The sequence below is a fragment of the Enterobacter sp. MEB024 genome (assembly GCF_030209635.1).
In the GTDB taxonomy this organism is placed as follows: Bacteria; Pseudomonadota; Gammaproteobacteria; order Enterobacterales; family Enterobacteriaceae; genus Enterobacter; species Enterobacter ludwigii.
Genome location: NZ_JARVRQ010000006.1, coordinates 454,653 through 470,497, shown reverse-complemented (window position 1 = coordinate 470,497; position 15,845 = coordinate 454,653). Strand labels below are relative to the sequence as shown.

The window sequence follows — 15,845 nt, the reverse complement described above, 5'->3', positions numbered from 1 at the left end:
CGCGTATTGTATGAGGTTGCGCATCAGCGCTTAATGACCTGCTTCTGGTAGCGCACGGGGGTAATGCCATAGCGGTGGGTAAAGGCGCGAGTCAAATGGGACTGATCGGTCAGCCCGGTCGCGGCGGCGACTTCGGCGGCGGGCATGCCGCGCGTGAGAAACGCTTTGGCGCGCCACAGGCGGATAGCCATCAGCATCTGATGCGGAGTGACATGGAAATGTGCCTTGAACTGGCGCTGAAAATGGTAGGGGCTCAGTGAGACCACGTCGGCCAGCTCGTCCAGCGTCAGGGCGTGCATGTAGTTGTCGTGCATATACTCACGAACCCGTTCGAACCGGTGTGCACCTTCCCGGGTAACCGGCGCGTGGCGGGCTAACGGCTGGAAGGTCTCGATCAGATCCAGCAGCAGGCCTTTTTGCGCCAGCGGGTCGTCCGTATGCCACAGGCCATAGATAAGCCTGCCGATTTGCTGTGAGCGCAGCGGGTCATGGCGGGTTACGTCGCTAAACCACCAGTGGCGAAGGCCGGTTACCTCTTCCAGCAGATCGGGTTCAATGTAAACCATCCGGTAGCGCCAGCCGCCATCCGTCGCCGACTCCCCGGTGTGGATCTCGTCCGGGTTCATGGTCACGACGGATTTTTCCGCCGCGAGATGCTGGGTACCGCGATAGCGAAAGCGTTCGGCACCGGTTTCAATGGTGCCGATGCCGAAGGCTTCATGCGTATGAGGCTCAAAGGCGTAGTCAGAAATATGCGCGTGATAAAGCTCCAGGCCCGGCAAATGCGCCAGATGGCGAAAGCGCGCGCTGTCTCTCTCATCAATGAACTGTTCCGGTACGCCCTGCACGGTGAACCTCCTCATGAGTCATCTCTCCATTATCAGAGATGACCCGAGGGGATGCTACAAAAAATAACCATTTTGCAACATTTACAGGATGGCTTTAATGCTCTCTGAAAGCGGTGTGGTTGGACGCCCGATCAGTTTGCTCAGCGTATGGCTGTCGTCAAACAGGCCGCCTTTAGACGCGCCCACATCGGAGTCCGCCAGCATATCCGCCAGCCCGGCAGGCAGGCCAACGCCCTTCAGCGCCGCGGCAAAATCCGCCTCGCTCATGTTCTGATACGCCACGTTTTTGCCGCTCTGTTTGCTGAGTTCGGCCGCCAGTTCGCTCAGCGTCCAGGCGTGGTCGCCGGCCAGCTCGTATACGTTGCCTGCATGGCCGTCTCCGGAGATGACTTTTGCCGCGGCAGCCGCGTAATCCGCACGGGTGGCAGAGGCGATTTTGCCTTCACCGGCCGCGCCAATAAATACGCCGTGCTCCAGCGCGGGCGGTGCGCTCGCCAGATAGTTTTCGGTGTACCAGCCGTTACGCAGCAGGGCGTAAGGGATACCGGACTCCGCCAGCGCCTTCTCCGTCGCGACGTGTTCAACGTGCAGACCCAGCGGCGATTTATCCGCATGCAGCAGGCTGGTATAGGCGATGAATTTCACGCCTGCGGCTTTGGCAGCATTAATGACGTTCTGATGTTGGGTGGCGCGCTGACCCACTTCGCTGGAGGAGATCAGCAGCAGCTTTTCTACGCCCTTAAGCGCGGAGGTCATTGTGCTTTCGTCAGCGTAATCCCCCTGACGAACGGTAATGCCCTGCTGGCTCAGGGCTTCAGCTTTTGCCGGATTGCGGACAATCGCCACAATCTGGTTTGCCGGTACGGTGTTTAACAGCTGTTCGATAACGAGCTGGCCAAGCTGGCCGGTTGCGCCGGTAATTGCGATCATGATGAATCCTCTTCGTGTTTGTCTGGTGTTGTGGCACACTAGCACCATAGCTAACTTTTAGTAAGTACGTACATAAAGGTAAGTATGAAAACAACGATACCGACACTCAGCGAACAAATGCGCGATGGCAACCTCTTCGCGGAACAGTGTCCTTCCAGAGAGGTTCTCAAACATGTCACCAGCCGCTGGGGCGTGCTGATTCTGGTGGCCCTGCGGCAGGGAACCCACCGTTTCAGCGACCTGCGCCGAAAAATGGGGGGCGTCAGCGAAAAGATGCTGGCTCAGTCGCTACAGGCGCTGGAACAGGACGGGTTTGTTAATCGCGTCTCGTATCCGGTTGTACCACCGCACGTTGAGTATAGCCTGACGCCGTTAGGGACAGAGGTGAGTGAGAAAGTGGCCGCGCTGGCGGACTGGATAGAAGTGCATACGCCGCAGGTGATGGCGAACCGGGAAGAACGCGCGGCGTAAAGGCAGGCCGGGTAAGGCGAAGCCGCTACCCGGCACACACCGCGTTACTTGCTTAAATCCACCTGATAAATGGCGAAGCCAATATCATCCGTTGCAACTTTCTTCATCGGATAGTGGGCTTTATCGTTAATAAATGCCGCCGCTTTATCGGACGGTGAAGTTTCAAAACGGATGTCCAGCGGCGTGTCGCTGTGAATGGGAGCCAGGCGCCAGTTGTTGTCCACTGCCGGATGAATGCCCCCCGCTTTTTTGGACTCCGCGCTGATCCACGCCGCCAGCACCGAGCGGTTCTCGTCCGGTGAGGCAAAGGCAATATGGCTATCTCCCGTGCCGGCAAACTTGCCGCCGTAGGCGCGGTAGTTATTGGTTACCACCAGGAAGGTGGCATTCGGGTCGATGGCTTTGCCCTTAAAGGTCAGGTTTTTGATGCGCTCGGCCTGCGGGTTAATGACCTGGCATTCGCCGTCATATTTTGCAGGCTGGGTAACATCAATCTGATACTCCACGCCGTCAATCACGTCAAAGTTATAGGTCCGGAAGCCATCCCAGTTAATCAGCGACTGCGGCTTGCTGCTGTGCGGATCAATCTGGTTAAACTGCCCGGCGGAGCACTCCAGCCATTCCTTCACCTCTTTACCCGTCGCTTTCACTACCACCAGGGTGTTCGGATAGAGGTAGAGATCGGCGGCGTTACGGAAGGTTAGCTGGCCCTTTTCGACTTCAACGTAGCTTGCCGGGTCATTCCTACGCCCGCCCACTTTGAACGGTGCTGCGGCCGACAGCACCGGCAGTTTTGCCAGGTCCGGGTCGCCCTGAATAACGTGTTCGACATAGGCTTTTTGCGCCATGTTAACCACCTGGACAGTCGGGTCATCCTGCACCAGCGCCAGGTAGCTGTACATGTTATCGGCGGATTTACCGATGGGCTTGCTGACGAAGTCGCGGGTGGCGTCGTGATCGTGCTTCAGCACGTCGACCAGTTTTTTATCTTCGGCGGCGAGTGATTTTTTAGCCGCAGCGTCGTAAATCGGGCGCGCCTCTGCTTTTGACTGAGTGACCTTCCAGTCGCCGCCGTCGTTATTGAGGACCAGATCCACCACACCAAGGTGATCGCCCCACATGCCCGGCATCACCGACGGCACGCCATTGAGCGTCCCTTTCTCGATGTCTGCACCCTTAATGTTGGCAAAGTCCTTACCCGGGAAGACCGCGTGGGCGTGGCCGAACAGAATCGCATCGACGCCCGGGACTTCACTCAGATAATAAACGGAGTTTTCCGCCATGGCCTGATACGGATCGGCGGAGAGTCCCGAGTGCGCAACCACCACCACCAGATCTGCGCCTTTTTCGCGCATTTCCGGCACGTATTTGCGCGCAGTTTCGGTAATATCGTTAACGGTCACTTTACCGTCGAGGTTGGCTTTATCCCAGGTCATGATTTGCGGCGGCACAAAGCCGATATAGCCGATTTTAAGCGTCTGTTTTTTACCGTCCTGATCGACAACCTCGGTCTCTTTAATCAGATAGGGGGTAAAGAGCGGCTTCTGCGTCTTAACGTCGATGATATTGGCGTTAACGTACGGGAATTTCGCGCCAGCTAGCGCATCGTGCAGGTACTTCAGGCCGTAGTTAAATTCGTGGTTGCCCAGGTTGCCGACGGCATAATCCAGCGTATTCATCGCCTTATAAACGGGATGGATCTCGCCTTTCTTCAGCCCCTTCGCCGCCATGTAGTCCCCGAGCGGGCTACCCTGAATGAGATCGCCGTTGTCGACCAGCACGCTGTTTTTAACTTCATTGCGGGCGGCAGCGATCAAACTTGCCGTGCGTACCAGTCCGAATTTTTCCGTCGGGGTATCTTTGTAGTAATCGAAGTCCATCATGTTGCTGTGCAGGTCGGTAGTTTCCAGAATTCGCAGGTCTACCGTCGCCGCCTGTACGCTCACTGCAATCAGCGTCGCCAGGAGCGTTGCGCTAAACTTAATCATCAGAGGAGTCCTTTTTTCGATCCAGGCCACAAAAGAATATGTATCTATAGCGTGTTGCTTACATAAATGTGAATCCTGACAGAAAAAAGCGCCATGAAACCAGAATTGCTTCACAGATAGCGGAATTGTTCCCATTACGATATAACTAAAACAAAGAGTTAACCCCACTGCGTTAACAAAGAGGTGGAGAATGTTAGATAAGATTTGTCAGCTCGCACGGGATGCGGGAGATGCCATCATGCAGGTGTATGACGGTGCAAAACCGATGGAGGTCGTCAGCAAGGCAGATGACTCTCCGGTCACCGCGGCGGATATCGCGGCTCACAAGGTGATCCTGCAAGGACTGCAGGCCTTAACGCCGGATATCCCGGTCCTGTCAGAAGAAGCGCCGCAGAGCTGGGACGAGCGTCAGCACTGGCAGCGTTACTGGCTGGTGGACCCCCTCGACGGCACCAAAGAGTTTATCAAGCGTAACGGTGAGTTCACCGTCAACATCGCGCTGATTGAAAAAGGCAAAGCGGTGCTTGGGGTGGTATACGCGCCGGTGATGAAGGTCATGTACAGCGCTGCAGACGGTAAGGCGTGGAAGGAAGAGTGCGGCGTGCGTAAGCAGATTCAGGTGCGCGATGCGCGTCCACCGCTGGTGGTGATCAGCCGGTCGCACAGCGACAGCGAACTGCAGGAATATCTGCAACAGCTGGGTGAACACCAGACGACCTCGATTGGTTCATCACTGAAATTCTGTCTGGTGGCGGAAGGCCATGCCCAGCTCTATCCTCGCTTTGGGCCAACGAACGTCTGGGATACCGCGGCAGGGCATGCGGTCGCCACGGCAGCCGGGGCACATGTTCATGACTGGCAGGGTAAGCCGCTGGACTACACCCCGCGCGAATCCTTCCTTAACCCCGGCTTCCGCGTCTCTATTTATTGAGCCAGCAGTTTGTGCAGCAGGGCGACAACCTGCTGCACCTCTTCCTGGGTTAATGCCCCGTCTTTCACCCACTGCACGCGGCCGTCTTTATCCAGCACGATGATTGCAGAGCTCTCTTCCTCCAGCTGCCACGCCTTACGCGTCACGCCGTTGCTGTCGACAATAAACTGCGACCACGGATAGAGTTTTTTATTGCTCTCAAGGCTTGAACGCACAAACATTCCGGAGCCAGGAATGGCATCGTCAGTATTAACAATCGTGGTGGTCTGGTAGCGGTCGTGTGGGAATTTTGCGGCCTTGATCGCTTCCACCAGGTTGGCATTTTTCTCTTTTGCGGATGTACGACCGGCAATATGTTGTACAACTCTCACTTTGCCTGCGAGCTGCGCGCTATTCCACGCTTTGTAGCTAAACTTATCATTGTCGAGAATCAATTCTCCCCGGTCAGCAATGCCGACTGGTGGTACTCGTTGTCCTTTTTCAATCGCGTGAGCGCTAGCCCACAGGGGCAGAAGCAGGCAGGCTGCTGCAAGGATAGTACGTAGGGTCATGGTGTTTCCTTATTGTTTGCAGGTGATCCGACCACTTGGTCATACGCTTTTAATCATAAGTGCGATCAATGTGGTTTTCCCGCAATCCCGATGCCAGTTTGCGGGTGAACGCACATATCCATGAAAAAACGACGGCTTATACTGCCTTGAGTGAAGCTTTGCAAAGATTATTCTGAATAATTGTAATCAAACGGTAAATAAACTTATGCATACTGGGTAACACCGTAGTTCTGGTCTATAGTCTTTGGGCAACAAAATTTGCGCTCAGGACAGTCGGGCCGATTGTGGCACCGCAAGAGCGTATGATTCGCAGGAGATACAAGAATGAAAATTTTCCAACGCTACAACCCGCTTCAGGTGGCGAAGTACGTGAAGATCCTGTTCCGTGGACGGTTGTATATCAAGGATGTTGGCGCTTTTGAGTTTGATAAGGGCAAGATCCTTATCCCAAAAGTGAAGGACAAGCAGCACCTGTCTGTGATGTCTGAAGTCAACCGTCAGGTTATGCGTCTGCAAACTGAGATGGCTTAACCAACGTGCTATGCAGTAGTTAAAAACGCAGTTGATAAAAAAACGGCTCCCGATGGGAGCCGTTGATGTTTATGGACCTTACGCCGACACTTTATCTTCTGCGTCAGGCATCCGCGGTACCAGCACGGTCGGTTTATTATCGATACGCGTCACCAGCAACTGGTCGATGCGGTAGTTATCAATATCCACCACTTCAAACTTGTAGCCAGAGAACTTCACCGAGTCGGTACGTTTCGGGATTTTTCGCAGCATAAACATCATAAAGCCGCCAATGGTCTCGTAATTACCTGACTGCGGGAACTCGTCGATATCCAGCACGCGCATGACATCGTCAATCGGCGTACCGCCGTCGATAAGCCATGAGTTCTCATCACGCTGAACAATCTGCTCTTCCAGACCCTGGCCAACCAGGTCGCCCATCAGCGTGGTCATCACATCGTTGAGGGTGATGATGCCCACCACCAGCGCGTATTCGTTCATGATAACGGCAAAATCTTCACCGGCCGTTTTGAAGCTTTCCAGCGCTTCAGAGAGGGTGAGGGTATCCGGAACAATCAGGGTATTGCGGATCTGAACGCCGCTGTTGAGCGCCAGGCTCTGGTTAGCCAGCACGCGGTTCAGCAGGTCTTTCGAGTCCACATAACCGATGATGTGGTCGATATCTTCATTACAGACCAGGAACTTGGAGTGCGGGTGCTCGGCCACCTTTTGCTTCAGGCTCTGCTCGTCTTCGTGCAGGTCGAACCAAATCACGTTTTCACGTCCGGTCATGGATGACGGTACGGTGCGGGATTCCAGCTCAAACACGTTCTCAATCAACTCGTGCTCCTGCTTGCGCAGCACGCCCGCCAGGGCACCCGCTTCGAAGACCGCATAGATATCATCAGAGGTGATATCGTCTTTTCGCACCATCGGAATTTTAAACAGGCGGAAAATGCTGTTGGCCAGGCCGTTGAAGAACCACACCAGCGGACGGAACAGGAACAGGCAGAAGCGCATCGGGTTGATGATGCGCAAAGCCACAGCTTCTGGCGCAATCATACCGATGCGTTTCGGGGTCAGATCAGCGAAGAGGATGAACAGGCCAGTCACCAGCGAGAAGGAGAGAATAAAACTCAGTTGCTCGGAGAGTTCAGGTGAAAAGTAGCGTGCGAAGAGGCCATGAAACACCGGTGAAAATGCTGCATCCCCCACGATACCGCCCAGGATGGCGACCGCGTTCAGGCCAATCTGCACCACGGTGAAAAACATTCCCGGGTTTTCCTGCATTTTGAGTATGCGTGATGCGTTAACGTTGCCTTCGTCAGCAAGCAGTTTCAGTTTGATTTTACGGGAGGCGGCCAGCGAGATCTCGGATATCGAGAAAAATGCACTGACGGCAATGAGACAAAGTATCACTAAAATACTGTTTAACATAGTTTATCCGGCTTCAGCCAGATCCTCGGAAGGGAAGTTAATTACATTTGTGTGAAGACACATAGAACGTCAGCTCGTAGCGTTGAGCTGATTATTTCAGCGGGTAGTATAGCGTAAAGGCGTGTAAATCTGCCAGAGGTCACATTTTGGCATAAAACCGGCCGGACAGCGAAGCGCTGTCCGGTACGTACGGCTATTTTACTGCGGATAAACTGGCGTTTCCTGCCGCCCGGCGCGTGGCATCCCCTCCCCACACCTGATCATACTCATAGCCGGTGAGCTGTTTGATCACCACGCGGGTGTTGGCGTCGCAGTCGCGATAATCTCCGCCCAGCTTGCGGCGCGCAATCTCCTTCAGCAGCAGCTTGTGCGTCTCGCGGGTCAGTTTAAATTTGTAGGTCGTGAAGAAGCTCACGGCCAGAAGGGCCGCCGTCGCGAAAATCAGCAGGCCGATAATGGCTCCCAGCGCGCTTTCAGGCTGTGCGCCGCTGCCCTTCACAAACCCTGACTCCTGCAGCACCAGGCCGATGATCATAATGGCAATCGCCACGGTGCTTTTGCGGGTCAATACCATCACCCCGGCAAAAATCCCTTCGCGGCGCTGCTGCGTCACAATCTCATCGATATCAGGGATGAAACTGTAGATATTCCACGGGATGTAATAAAGACCAGAGCGGGCGGCACCTAGCAGGATAAAGACTCCCGAGAACAGCAGTGTTGGCACCTGCGTTTTGGTGAGGTAGACCGTAAACAGGAATACCAGCACGGCGAAGATACAGCCATAGGAGAGGCGTAGCGCGGCGGACGGCGTGATATTCAGCCGGTTCAAAAGCAGCATAAATCCGTACGTGCCTGGTACCGAGGCAAAGGCGGCAATGCTCAGCCAGCCCGACACGGCCGCCGCATCCTGGCTCAGACAATAAACGACATAATAGGTAAAGACTGAGCCGAAGACGTCCATCGCAGTAAACGAGAAGATATAAATAATGATATGCAGGCGGAATGCGCGGATGCGAAAGGACGAAAAGAGGTCCAGTACCAGATATTTCAGATGATTGGCTACCCCGCTGCTGCGCTGGTTATCTATCTTAAAATCGGACTCCTGATGCACATCTTTCGCTTCCCAGGTGGTGTACCACGTAATAAACACCGCAAGGCAAAAAACGCAGGAAAATATCAGGCCGGTGAGCGTATAGGTAAACGGATTGTCTTTCCCGGTGAACTGCATAATGACGCCGGGGACGGAAACGGCAAGAAACCCCCCAAGCTGAGAGCAGATCATGCGCACCCCTGAAAGTCGGCTGCGCTCTTCATAGCGGTTCGTCATTTCTGCGGCCAGCGTCTCCCACGGCACTAGCACCATCGCCGACAGCAGTTCAATAGAGAGATAGGTTCCCAGGTAATACCAGTACCCCATATCCGTCAGCCACAGCAGGGCATACAAAAACATTAACGGGGAACTCAGTAATAAAAAGAAACGGCGACGGCCAAATTTACGGCCGAGCCAGGTACCCGCAAAATTATCAGTGATATAACCCATGATCGGGCTTAACAGCGCATCAATGACGCGGGCGATAGCAAATATAGAGCCCGCTTCAATAACAGACAGCCCGCAATAGGTCGTGTAAAAAAATAACAGCCAGGTGCCGATAATGGCGAAAGCGCCTCCGCCAAACAGATCGGTTATGCCGTAGCCAAGCGCCACGCCATAACCAACTCTACGTTCAGTTGGTTTGACCATAATAATATCCAGTGTAGGGTAATGATTAACCCGTTTTACGGGGCGTATTTTTATTAACGTCTGGAATTCAAATTACGTTCTGGTTGTTGATATTTATCCATTGTTTTGTTTGAGATGACCGATAAATAGCCTCCACAAGGGTGAGTGATTTTCCGGCGGTACGGATATCGATATAGTCTCTGTTTTCCGGATGATGAACGGCAGTATAAAACCGGTGGATCGCCTGCTGATGACCCAGCCCCCAGTAGCTTTTTACCGTGCCGTCGGGGGAATCATCGCTTGCCAGTTTTAACCGCTCACCCGGTGTGACGCGCCAGAGAGTGTTGTCATTCAGCAGCAGCGAGCCGTGTTCACAGTGGATCTCCAGCAGGAGAGGGGCGTCCGTGGTGTGGCAATTGCTGGCATAAAACAGGCCGCGGGCGCCGTTGGCGAAGTGTAGCGTGGCCATTGCGCTGTCTTCGCCTTCGGTCACGTCTGCCAGCTCACCGCTATCCACCACGCCTTTCACTCGCGTCACGCCTTCACCGAACCACTGCATCAGGTCGAGCGTATGGATTGCCTGGTTGATCAGCAGACTCCCGCCTTCTGTTGCCAGCCGGCCGCGCCAGGGGCTTTGCGTGTAGTAAGCGCCCGCGCGTGACCATGTGAGTACTGCCCTGATGCTGAGCATTTTCCCCAGCTGTCCATGGCCTAACTCCTGCCGAATACGCTGGCTGGTGGGGTTGAGCCGGTTCTGATAGCACACGCCGAGCAGGCTCTGAGCCCGATCGGCTGCACGGGTGATATCAATGAGTTCACGGGTGTTCATGCCCACCGGCTTTTCGCAGAAAACATGCTTCCCGGCGGCAAGTGCCGCCAGAATCATCTCTTTATGCTCGAAATGGGGCGTACAGATGTGTACCACGTCGATGGCATCATCCAGCAGCATTTCCCGGTAATCCTGATAAAAACGGCATTGATAGTCTTTCGCCAGCGCCAGTCCTTTAACGCTGTCGATGTCGACCAGCGCACGCAGCGCGACGTTGGATATCTGGCGCAGGGCATTGACATGGCAGCCATGAATCGCCCCGCCGCCGATGATAGCGGTATTCAGGATAGTCATCTCCGGCTCCCCTTAACCCGCCGCGTTGGCGAGCATTTGAGCCTTCACGCACAGCTCCGCAGCCTTGAAAGCGTGCGCCTGCGTCATGGCATTTTCAGTCCGATGGAGACAGTCGAGGATCAGTTCGCCAAAGAACGGGAATCCGACCTGGCCTGCTACCGGATAACGGAACTCCCCCTCTTTATTGACGAGATAAACCACATCCTGCTCGCCGCGGGTTAAATCGACGTATTTGCGGATTTCGATGTAGCCCTCGGTGCCGAGCAGCGTCAGTCGCCCGTCACCCCATGTGGACAGCCCGTCCGGGGTAAACCAGTCGCAGCGGAAGTAGCCGCTGGCACCGTTTTCGCCTTTGAGCATTGCGTCGCCAAAATCTTCAAAGGCGGGGTACTGCGGGTGTTTAACGTTCCGGACCTGGCTTGCCATCACGGTTGCATCGCGGTTGCCGGTGTAAAAAAGGAACTGCTCAATCTGATGGCTGCCGATGTCACACAGGATGCCGCCGAAGTATCGCCGATCGTAAAACCAATCCGGCCTTCCTTCGCCTTCACGGTGTGGGCCTGTCCCCAGCGTTTGTACCACGTCGCCGATGGCACCTTGCTTTACCAGTTGACCGGCAAAGACAGCACTCTCAACATGCAGACGTTCGCTGTAGTAAACTGCGTATTTCTTACCGGTTTTTTCAACCATCGCTTTGGCATCTGCCAGCTGTTCAAGGGTGGTGAGCGGCGCTTTGTCGGTAAAGTAATCCTTCCCCGCCGCCATCGATTTCAGCCCCAGCGCACAGCGCTCAGAGGGGATGGCGGCGCCTGCCACCAGACGCACCTCGTTATCGGCGAGGATCGCCTCCAGCGAATCCGCCACTCTGACCTGCGGATACTGCTGGATAAATTTATCCACTCTGGACGGATCGGGATCGTAAACCCATTTCAGCGTGGCGCCGGCTTCAATCAGCCCGTTACACATTCCATAAATATGCCCGTGGTCGAGCGCGGCAGCGGCAAAGACAAATTCACCTTCCCGGACAACGGGCTGAGGTTTGCCGACTGGCGCGTAGTTCATTCCGTCATGTTTATTCATCTTCAGATTCCTCGATCCAGATCTTTACCCAGGGGGATAGCGCCCACTTCGCTGAAGTTGGCCACGCTTGCGGATTTCTCATGAAAACGGGGGGCGAGGGTGTTAATCCCGCCGGTACGGTAAAACGGATCGTCACGTGGAATGGGGAGCGAGACCACGGTGCGGGTGATGGCAGATTTATAAATTGCGGTAATCAACTCCAGCGAGCGTTTTCCCTGTAATCCATCCACCAGCGGGGCCGTGCCGCGTTCAATACTCAGCAGCAGGTCGTTAATCTGCCCGGTATGCAGCGTCCACGCGAGTGCCGGTGTCTGCGCAAAAACAGCGTTGAGCTGTGCTTCCCGCTGCTGGTCGTGAGTTTCCTGAGGAAAACCGTTATCGGCACTCACGCTGGCACAGGCTTGCCAGGGGGCAGAGATGCGTGCGCGATCGCCCTGGATGACGATCGTCTGATCTTCGCCGTGATGCACCACCGAGGCGGTAAGCTGCGTGAGTGCGCCGCTGGGATATTTGAATATTGCGGCGCTGAGGTCTTCCACTTCGGCATTGTCATGCGCCACGTTGGTCATCATCGCCACCACCTCGGATGGAAACCCGAGCATCCACTGAATAGCGTCGATATGGTGAACCGCGTGATTGAGCGTGCAGCCGCCCCCCTCTTTTTCCCAGGTGCCACGCCACCACAGATCGTAATAGCAGTGGCCGCGCCACCAGAACGAATCCACCTGCGCATGGCAGATTTTGCCCGCGAGGCCGGAATCCAGCGCTGCTTTTAAGCGCCAGAAGGCATCGGTAAAGCGATTTTGCGCAATGATGGAGAGCGTTTTGCCGCTGGCCTGCTGAGCCGCAATCATTGCGTCGCACTCCTCAAGCGAGGCGGCCATCGGCTTTTCACACAGCACATGGCACCCGGCCTCCAGTGCATCAATGCTGATCTGTGCGTGGACATACGGCGGGGTGCAGACATCGACGATATCGACGTCTGGCTCGGATGCCAGCATCTGCTGATGGCTCTCATACACGCGGGCCTGCGTCAGGCCGTAGCGCGTTTTTTTCTCGTGCGCTTTTTCCGGGTAGATATCCACCAGCGCGACAATCCGGCAGCGCTGACCAAACTGCAAATAACCCTGAATATGGTTATGTGAGATATTGCCTGTACCTACAATGGCGATATTTAGCATCGTGTCGTCTCCGGAGTTACCAGGTGCCTGAGGCATCAAGCGTCACGTTTACGGCCTCTTTAGCAACAGAGGTGCTGATGCGTTGCTGGAGCAGGCGCAAGTAGTGTTTCTCGTTGATCGGCAGTTCGACCCAGTCGTCAGTCCAGGTGGAAAGATGCATGGCATTAGAGAGCGTCAGGCCGTGGATCCCGTCCAGGCCCGGCGCAATCAGCGGTTCACCGCGCAGGATGGCGGCGCAGAAGTTTGCGGTAATGACATGATGTTCGCTGCATTCGGCGGCGACAGGAATGTCGACCTCCCAGCATTCAGGCTCCCCAAAACCGTTTTGCCAGCGGGCGTTAAACGCGGTTTCGGACTCACGTAGCCGCCAGTAGCGAAGCCGCCCCTCTTCGACGACCACTTTGCCGCGATCCCCGACGATCTCCAGGCGATTTGTCCCCGGCGTTTCTGCCACGGTAGTGAGAAATACACCGGTAGCCCCATTGGCATACTCGGCATAGGCGGTGACCTCGTCTTCCACTTCAATGTCACGATGTTTGCCGAACTGGCAAAACGCGCGCAGGCGGACCGGCATGCCCACCAGCCACTGCCAGAGATCGAGCTGATGCGGATCCTGGTTGAGCAACACGCCGCCGCCTTCTCCCTTCCAGGTCGCGCGCCAGCCGCCGGAGTTGTAGTAGCTCTGCGAGCGGTACCAGTTGGTGATTATCCAGTTAGAACGGCGGATCTCGCCCAGCTCACCGCTGTCGATAAGATCCTTAACCTTCCGGTAGAGCGGGTTTGGTCGCTGGTTGTACATGATGCCAAACACCACGTCGCACTCGCGCGCGCAGGCGTTCATCTCCTGCACCTGCGCCGTATAAACGCCTGCCGGTTTTTCACACAGGGTATGAATGCCGTTACGCATCGCCAGCATCGACAGGCGCGGATGTTCGTAATGGGGCGTGGCGACAATCACCGCGTCGATAAGCCCGCTCTGGATCATCTCCTGGGCATCACTGAACAGGGGAATGGCCCCCACCAGCTGGCGAATGGCCGGGTGTTTTTCCGGTGCATTGTCACAAACCGCCGTCAGGCAGGCGTCATTGACCGTACCCGCGAGTAAATAACGTGCGTGGACCGTACCGATATTACCTATACCAATAATGCCAAAACGTACCTTCTCCATGTCACACCTTAATTTCAGTTGAAAAGAAGTGATGACCGGAAAATAGGAAAGGCGAGGCGTAGCGACAATGTGTTTTTGTGAGAATACTCGCAAGGTGAATAAGTAATCTCCAGGCTTTCTGAAATTTGGTTTTAAAATCAAAAGGCTGTTTCTGCAAATATTTGCAAAAACTGATTGAGAGCGAGGTCACACTATGCCGGGCAGGTTAAAAATGGAGGAGATCGCGGCCCTCACGGGATATTCCGTTAGCACGGTGTCGAGGGTATTAAGCGGCAAGTCATATACCAGCGATAAAGCCCGGGATGCGATCGTTCGCACCGCCCGAGAGCTGGGCGTGCTGGAGTCCATGGCCAGTGGACGGCTGTTGATTAACGGTATTGCCGTTTTTGCTCCGGAAAGAACCTTTCAGGGGCGCGGCGATATTTTTTATCTGGAGGTGACCAAAGGGATTGCTGAGGCCTGCTCGCCACACAATGTGTGGGTCAGCTGTTGCGGATTAGAAGAACAGCACGCCGATGTAAAATTATTTATGGAAAAGGCCAGCCAGAAGAACATCAACGCGATAATTATTATTGGTACTGATGATGCCACCATATTTAAACTGGCCAGCACGCTCAATAAACCCTGCGTCTTAATTAATTCCGTGGACCGGGAGCGGGTACTGGATTCGGTATCACCCGATCACCGGGCGATTGGCTTCACCGCCATGCAGTATCTCTTTGAACAGGGGCACCGGCGGGTCCTGACGCTGACCTGCCTTCGGCGAGATACGCTTTATGCTCGTCTGGATGGCATTAAAGAGGCGTATCGCCATTTTCACGTCGCCTTTGAGCCGCAGCGTGATTTACTCGTGACGGAGTGGTTTACCGCAGACGAAGCCGAGCGGGCGCTGGATGAGTGGCTGCTGAGTCATGACAGAGCGCAGTGGCCTGAGGTGATTTTCCCGAACAGCACCAGCATGACCGAAGGTGTGGTGAGGGCATTAACCCGCCACGGGCTGCGCGTCCCGGAAGACATCTCTCTGATTACCACCGATTTTGCCTGGAATTTAGCGCACCGGCTGGAAAAACCGGTCACGGGGGTCACGGTGCCCTGCCGCGAACTGGGGATTGAGGCCGTGCACCTGCTGCAGACCCGCCTTAACAGGCCGCAGGCACCGGTTTTTAACCTGCTGTTGCAGGGAAAAGTCATGAATTATGGGTCGGTCAGTAATGCCACGCGCCACGCGGCTCGCGTGGCGCTAGACCAGTAATCAGGCCAGCTGTGGCGGCAGGCAGACGCCGATACCCCCGATACCGCAGTAGCCGTACGGGTTTTTATGCAGGTACTGCTGGTGGTCGTCTTCCGCATAGTAGAACGGTTTGGCAGAGGCGATTTCCGTGGTGACCTCGCGATTGTCACCGGCATCGTGCATCGCTTTCTGGAAGCGCGCCAGGCTTGCGCGGGCGGCCGTCTCCTGCTCCGGAGTGAGAGGGTAGATAGCCGAGCGGTACTGGGTGCCGTGGTCGTTACCCTGACGCATGCCCTGGGCCGGGTCGTGGTTTTCCCAGAACACCTGCAGAAGTTGCTCATAGCTAATGACGGCAGGGTCATACACCACGCGTACGGCTTCGGCATGACCGGTCTCGCCAGAGCACACTTCGCGGTAGGTTGGGTTTGGTGTATACCCCCCCGTGTAGCCCGCCGCGGTGCTGTAAACGCCGGGGAGTTGCCAGAAGAGGCGTTCTACGCCCCAGAAGCAGCCCATGGCGAACAGGGCGATTTCCATTCCATCAGGAACGTTTGTCATTGAATGGCCATTCACGGCGTGTAAGGTCGCCACAGGCATAGGGGTGTTGCGTCCCGGTAATGCATCAGCTTGTGAAACAAGATGCTTTTTGTCGAATAAACTCACGATGGGGGCCTCC

The 15,845-nt window shown here is 55.3% G+C and carries 15 protein-coding genes; 4 read left to right on the top strand and 11 right to left on the bottom strand.

What is annotated here, in order from left to right; all coding sequences use genetic code 11:
* Positions 1–23: 23 nt before the first annotated feature.
* A complete protein-coding gene (locus tag QRN24_RS13825) occupies positions 24–848 on the bottom strand; it encodes an AraC family transcriptional regulator (RefSeq protein ID WP_284942826.1) in 825 nt (274 codons plus the stop codon).
* A gap of 81 nt (positions 849–929) precedes the next feature.
* The gene (locus tag QRN24_RS13820) at positions 930–1,778 is read right to left on the bottom strand and encodes an SDR family oxidoreductase (RefSeq protein ID WP_138013441.1); all 849 of its coding nucleotides are present in this window, start codon (positions 1,776–1,778) and stop codon (positions 930–932) included.
* An 84-nt stretch (positions 1,779–1,862) separates the two neighbouring features.
* On the opposite strand from QRN24_RS13820, the gene QRN24_RS13815 reads away from it, so the two are divergent.
* Positions 1,863–2,249, top strand: coding sequence for a winged helix-turn-helix transcriptional regulator (locus tag QRN24_RS13815; RefSeq protein ID WP_014168344.1), 387 nt, complete (start codon positions 1,863–1,865; stop codon positions 2,247–2,249).
* A 44-nt stretch (positions 2,250–2,293) separates the two neighbouring features.
* Here the strand turns inward: QRN24_RS13815 and QRN24_RS13810 are convergent, their stop codons facing one another.
* Positions 2,294–4,237 carry a bifunctional 2',3'-cyclic-nucleotide 2'-phosphodiesterase/3'-nucleotidase gene (locus QRN24_RS13810; protein WP_138013442.1) on the bottom strand — a complete coding sequence of 648 codons (1,944 nt, stop codon included), beginning with the start codon at positions 4,235–4,237 and terminating at the stop codon, positions 2,294–2,296.
* Between the two features lie 190 nt (positions 4,238–4,427).
* On the opposite strand from QRN24_RS13810, the gene cysQ reads away from it, so the two are divergent.
* Positions 4,428–5,168, top strand: coding sequence for a 3'(2'),5'-bisphosphate nucleotidase CysQ (gene cysQ, locus QRN24_RS13805; RefSeq protein ID WP_014168346.1), 741 nt, complete (start codon positions 4,428–4,430; stop codon positions 5,166–5,168).
* On the opposite strand, the gene QRN24_RS13800 is transcribed toward cysQ, so the two are convergent.
* Entirely contained in the window at positions 5,162–5,719 is a 558-nt protein-coding gene (locus QRN24_RS13800) for a YtfJ family protein (protein WP_014168347.1), read from the bottom strand. The genes cysQ and QRN24_RS13800 overlap by 7 nt on opposite strands.
* A gap of 324 nt (positions 5,720–6,043) precedes the next feature.
* Between QRN24_RS13800 and QRN24_RS13795 the strand changes: the two genes are divergently transcribed.
* Positions 6,044–6,250: a DUF1107 domain-containing protein gene (locus QRN24_RS13795; RefSeq protein ID WP_003856054.1), complete on the top strand. Its 207-nt coding sequence runs from the start codon at positions 6,044–6,046 to the stop codon at positions 6,248–6,250.
* A 78-nt stretch (positions 6,251–6,328) separates the two neighbouring features.
* Here the strand turns inward: QRN24_RS13795 and paeA are convergent, their stop codons facing one another.
* The 6 genes from paeA to QRN24_RS13765 form a co-directional block, all read right to left on the bottom strand.
* Positions 6,329–7,666, bottom strand: a complete 1,338-nt coding sequence (gene paeA, locus QRN24_RS13790; protein WP_047743184.1) for a polyamine export protein PaeA — start codon at positions 7,664–7,666, stop codon at positions 6,329–6,331.
* Positions 7,667–7,859: 193 nt separating this feature from the next.
* Complete coding sequence (locus QRN24_RS13785; protein ID WP_014168350.1) at positions 7,860–9,407, bottom strand: MFS transporter; 1,548 nt, start codon at positions 9,405–9,407, stop codon at positions 7,860–7,862.
* Positions 9,408–9,474: 67 nt separating this feature from the next.
* Entirely contained in the window at positions 9,475–10,509 is a 1,035-nt protein-coding gene (locus QRN24_RS13780; RefSeq protein WP_284942816.1) for a Gfo/Idh/MocA family protein, read from the bottom strand.
* Between the two features lie 12 nt (positions 10,510–10,521).
* The gene (locus QRN24_RS13775) at positions 10,522–11,589 is read right to left on the bottom strand and encodes a Gfo/Idh/MocA family protein (protein WP_284942815.1); all 1,068 of its coding nucleotides are present in this window, start codon (positions 11,587–11,589) and stop codon (positions 10,522–10,524) included.
* A 2-nt stretch (positions 11,590–11,591) separates the two neighbouring features.
* Positions 11,592–12,770 carry a Gfo/Idh/MocA family protein gene (locus QRN24_RS13770; RefSeq protein ID WP_196356058.1) on the bottom strand — a complete coding sequence of 393 codons (1,179 nt, stop codon included), beginning with the start codon at positions 12,768–12,770 and terminating at the stop codon, positions 11,592–11,594.
* 16 nt (positions 12,771–12,786) lie between these two features.
* Positions 12,787–13,938: a Gfo/Idh/MocA family protein gene (locus tag QRN24_RS13765; RefSeq protein WP_284942814.1), complete on the bottom strand. Its 1,152-nt coding sequence runs from the start codon at positions 13,936–13,938 to the stop codon at positions 12,787–12,789.
* A 193-nt stretch (positions 13,939–14,131) separates the two neighbouring features.
* On the opposite strand from QRN24_RS13765, the gene QRN24_RS13760 reads away from it, so the two are divergent.
* Positions 14,132–15,190 (top strand): LacI family DNA-binding transcriptional regulator, encoded by a 1,059-nt coding sequence (locus QRN24_RS13760; protein ID WP_014168356.1) that lies wholly within the window; start codon positions 14,132–14,134, stop codon positions 15,188–15,190.
* Here QRN24_RS13760 and msrA read toward each other — a convergent pair whose 3' ends face one another.
* Positions 15,191–15,832: a peptide-methionine (S)-S-oxide reductase MsrA gene (msrA, locus tag QRN24_RS13755; RefSeq protein WP_050737587.1), complete on the bottom strand. Its 642-nt coding sequence runs from the start codon at positions 15,830–15,832 to the stop codon at positions 15,191–15,193.
* Positions 15,833–15,845: the final 13 nt, after the last annotated feature.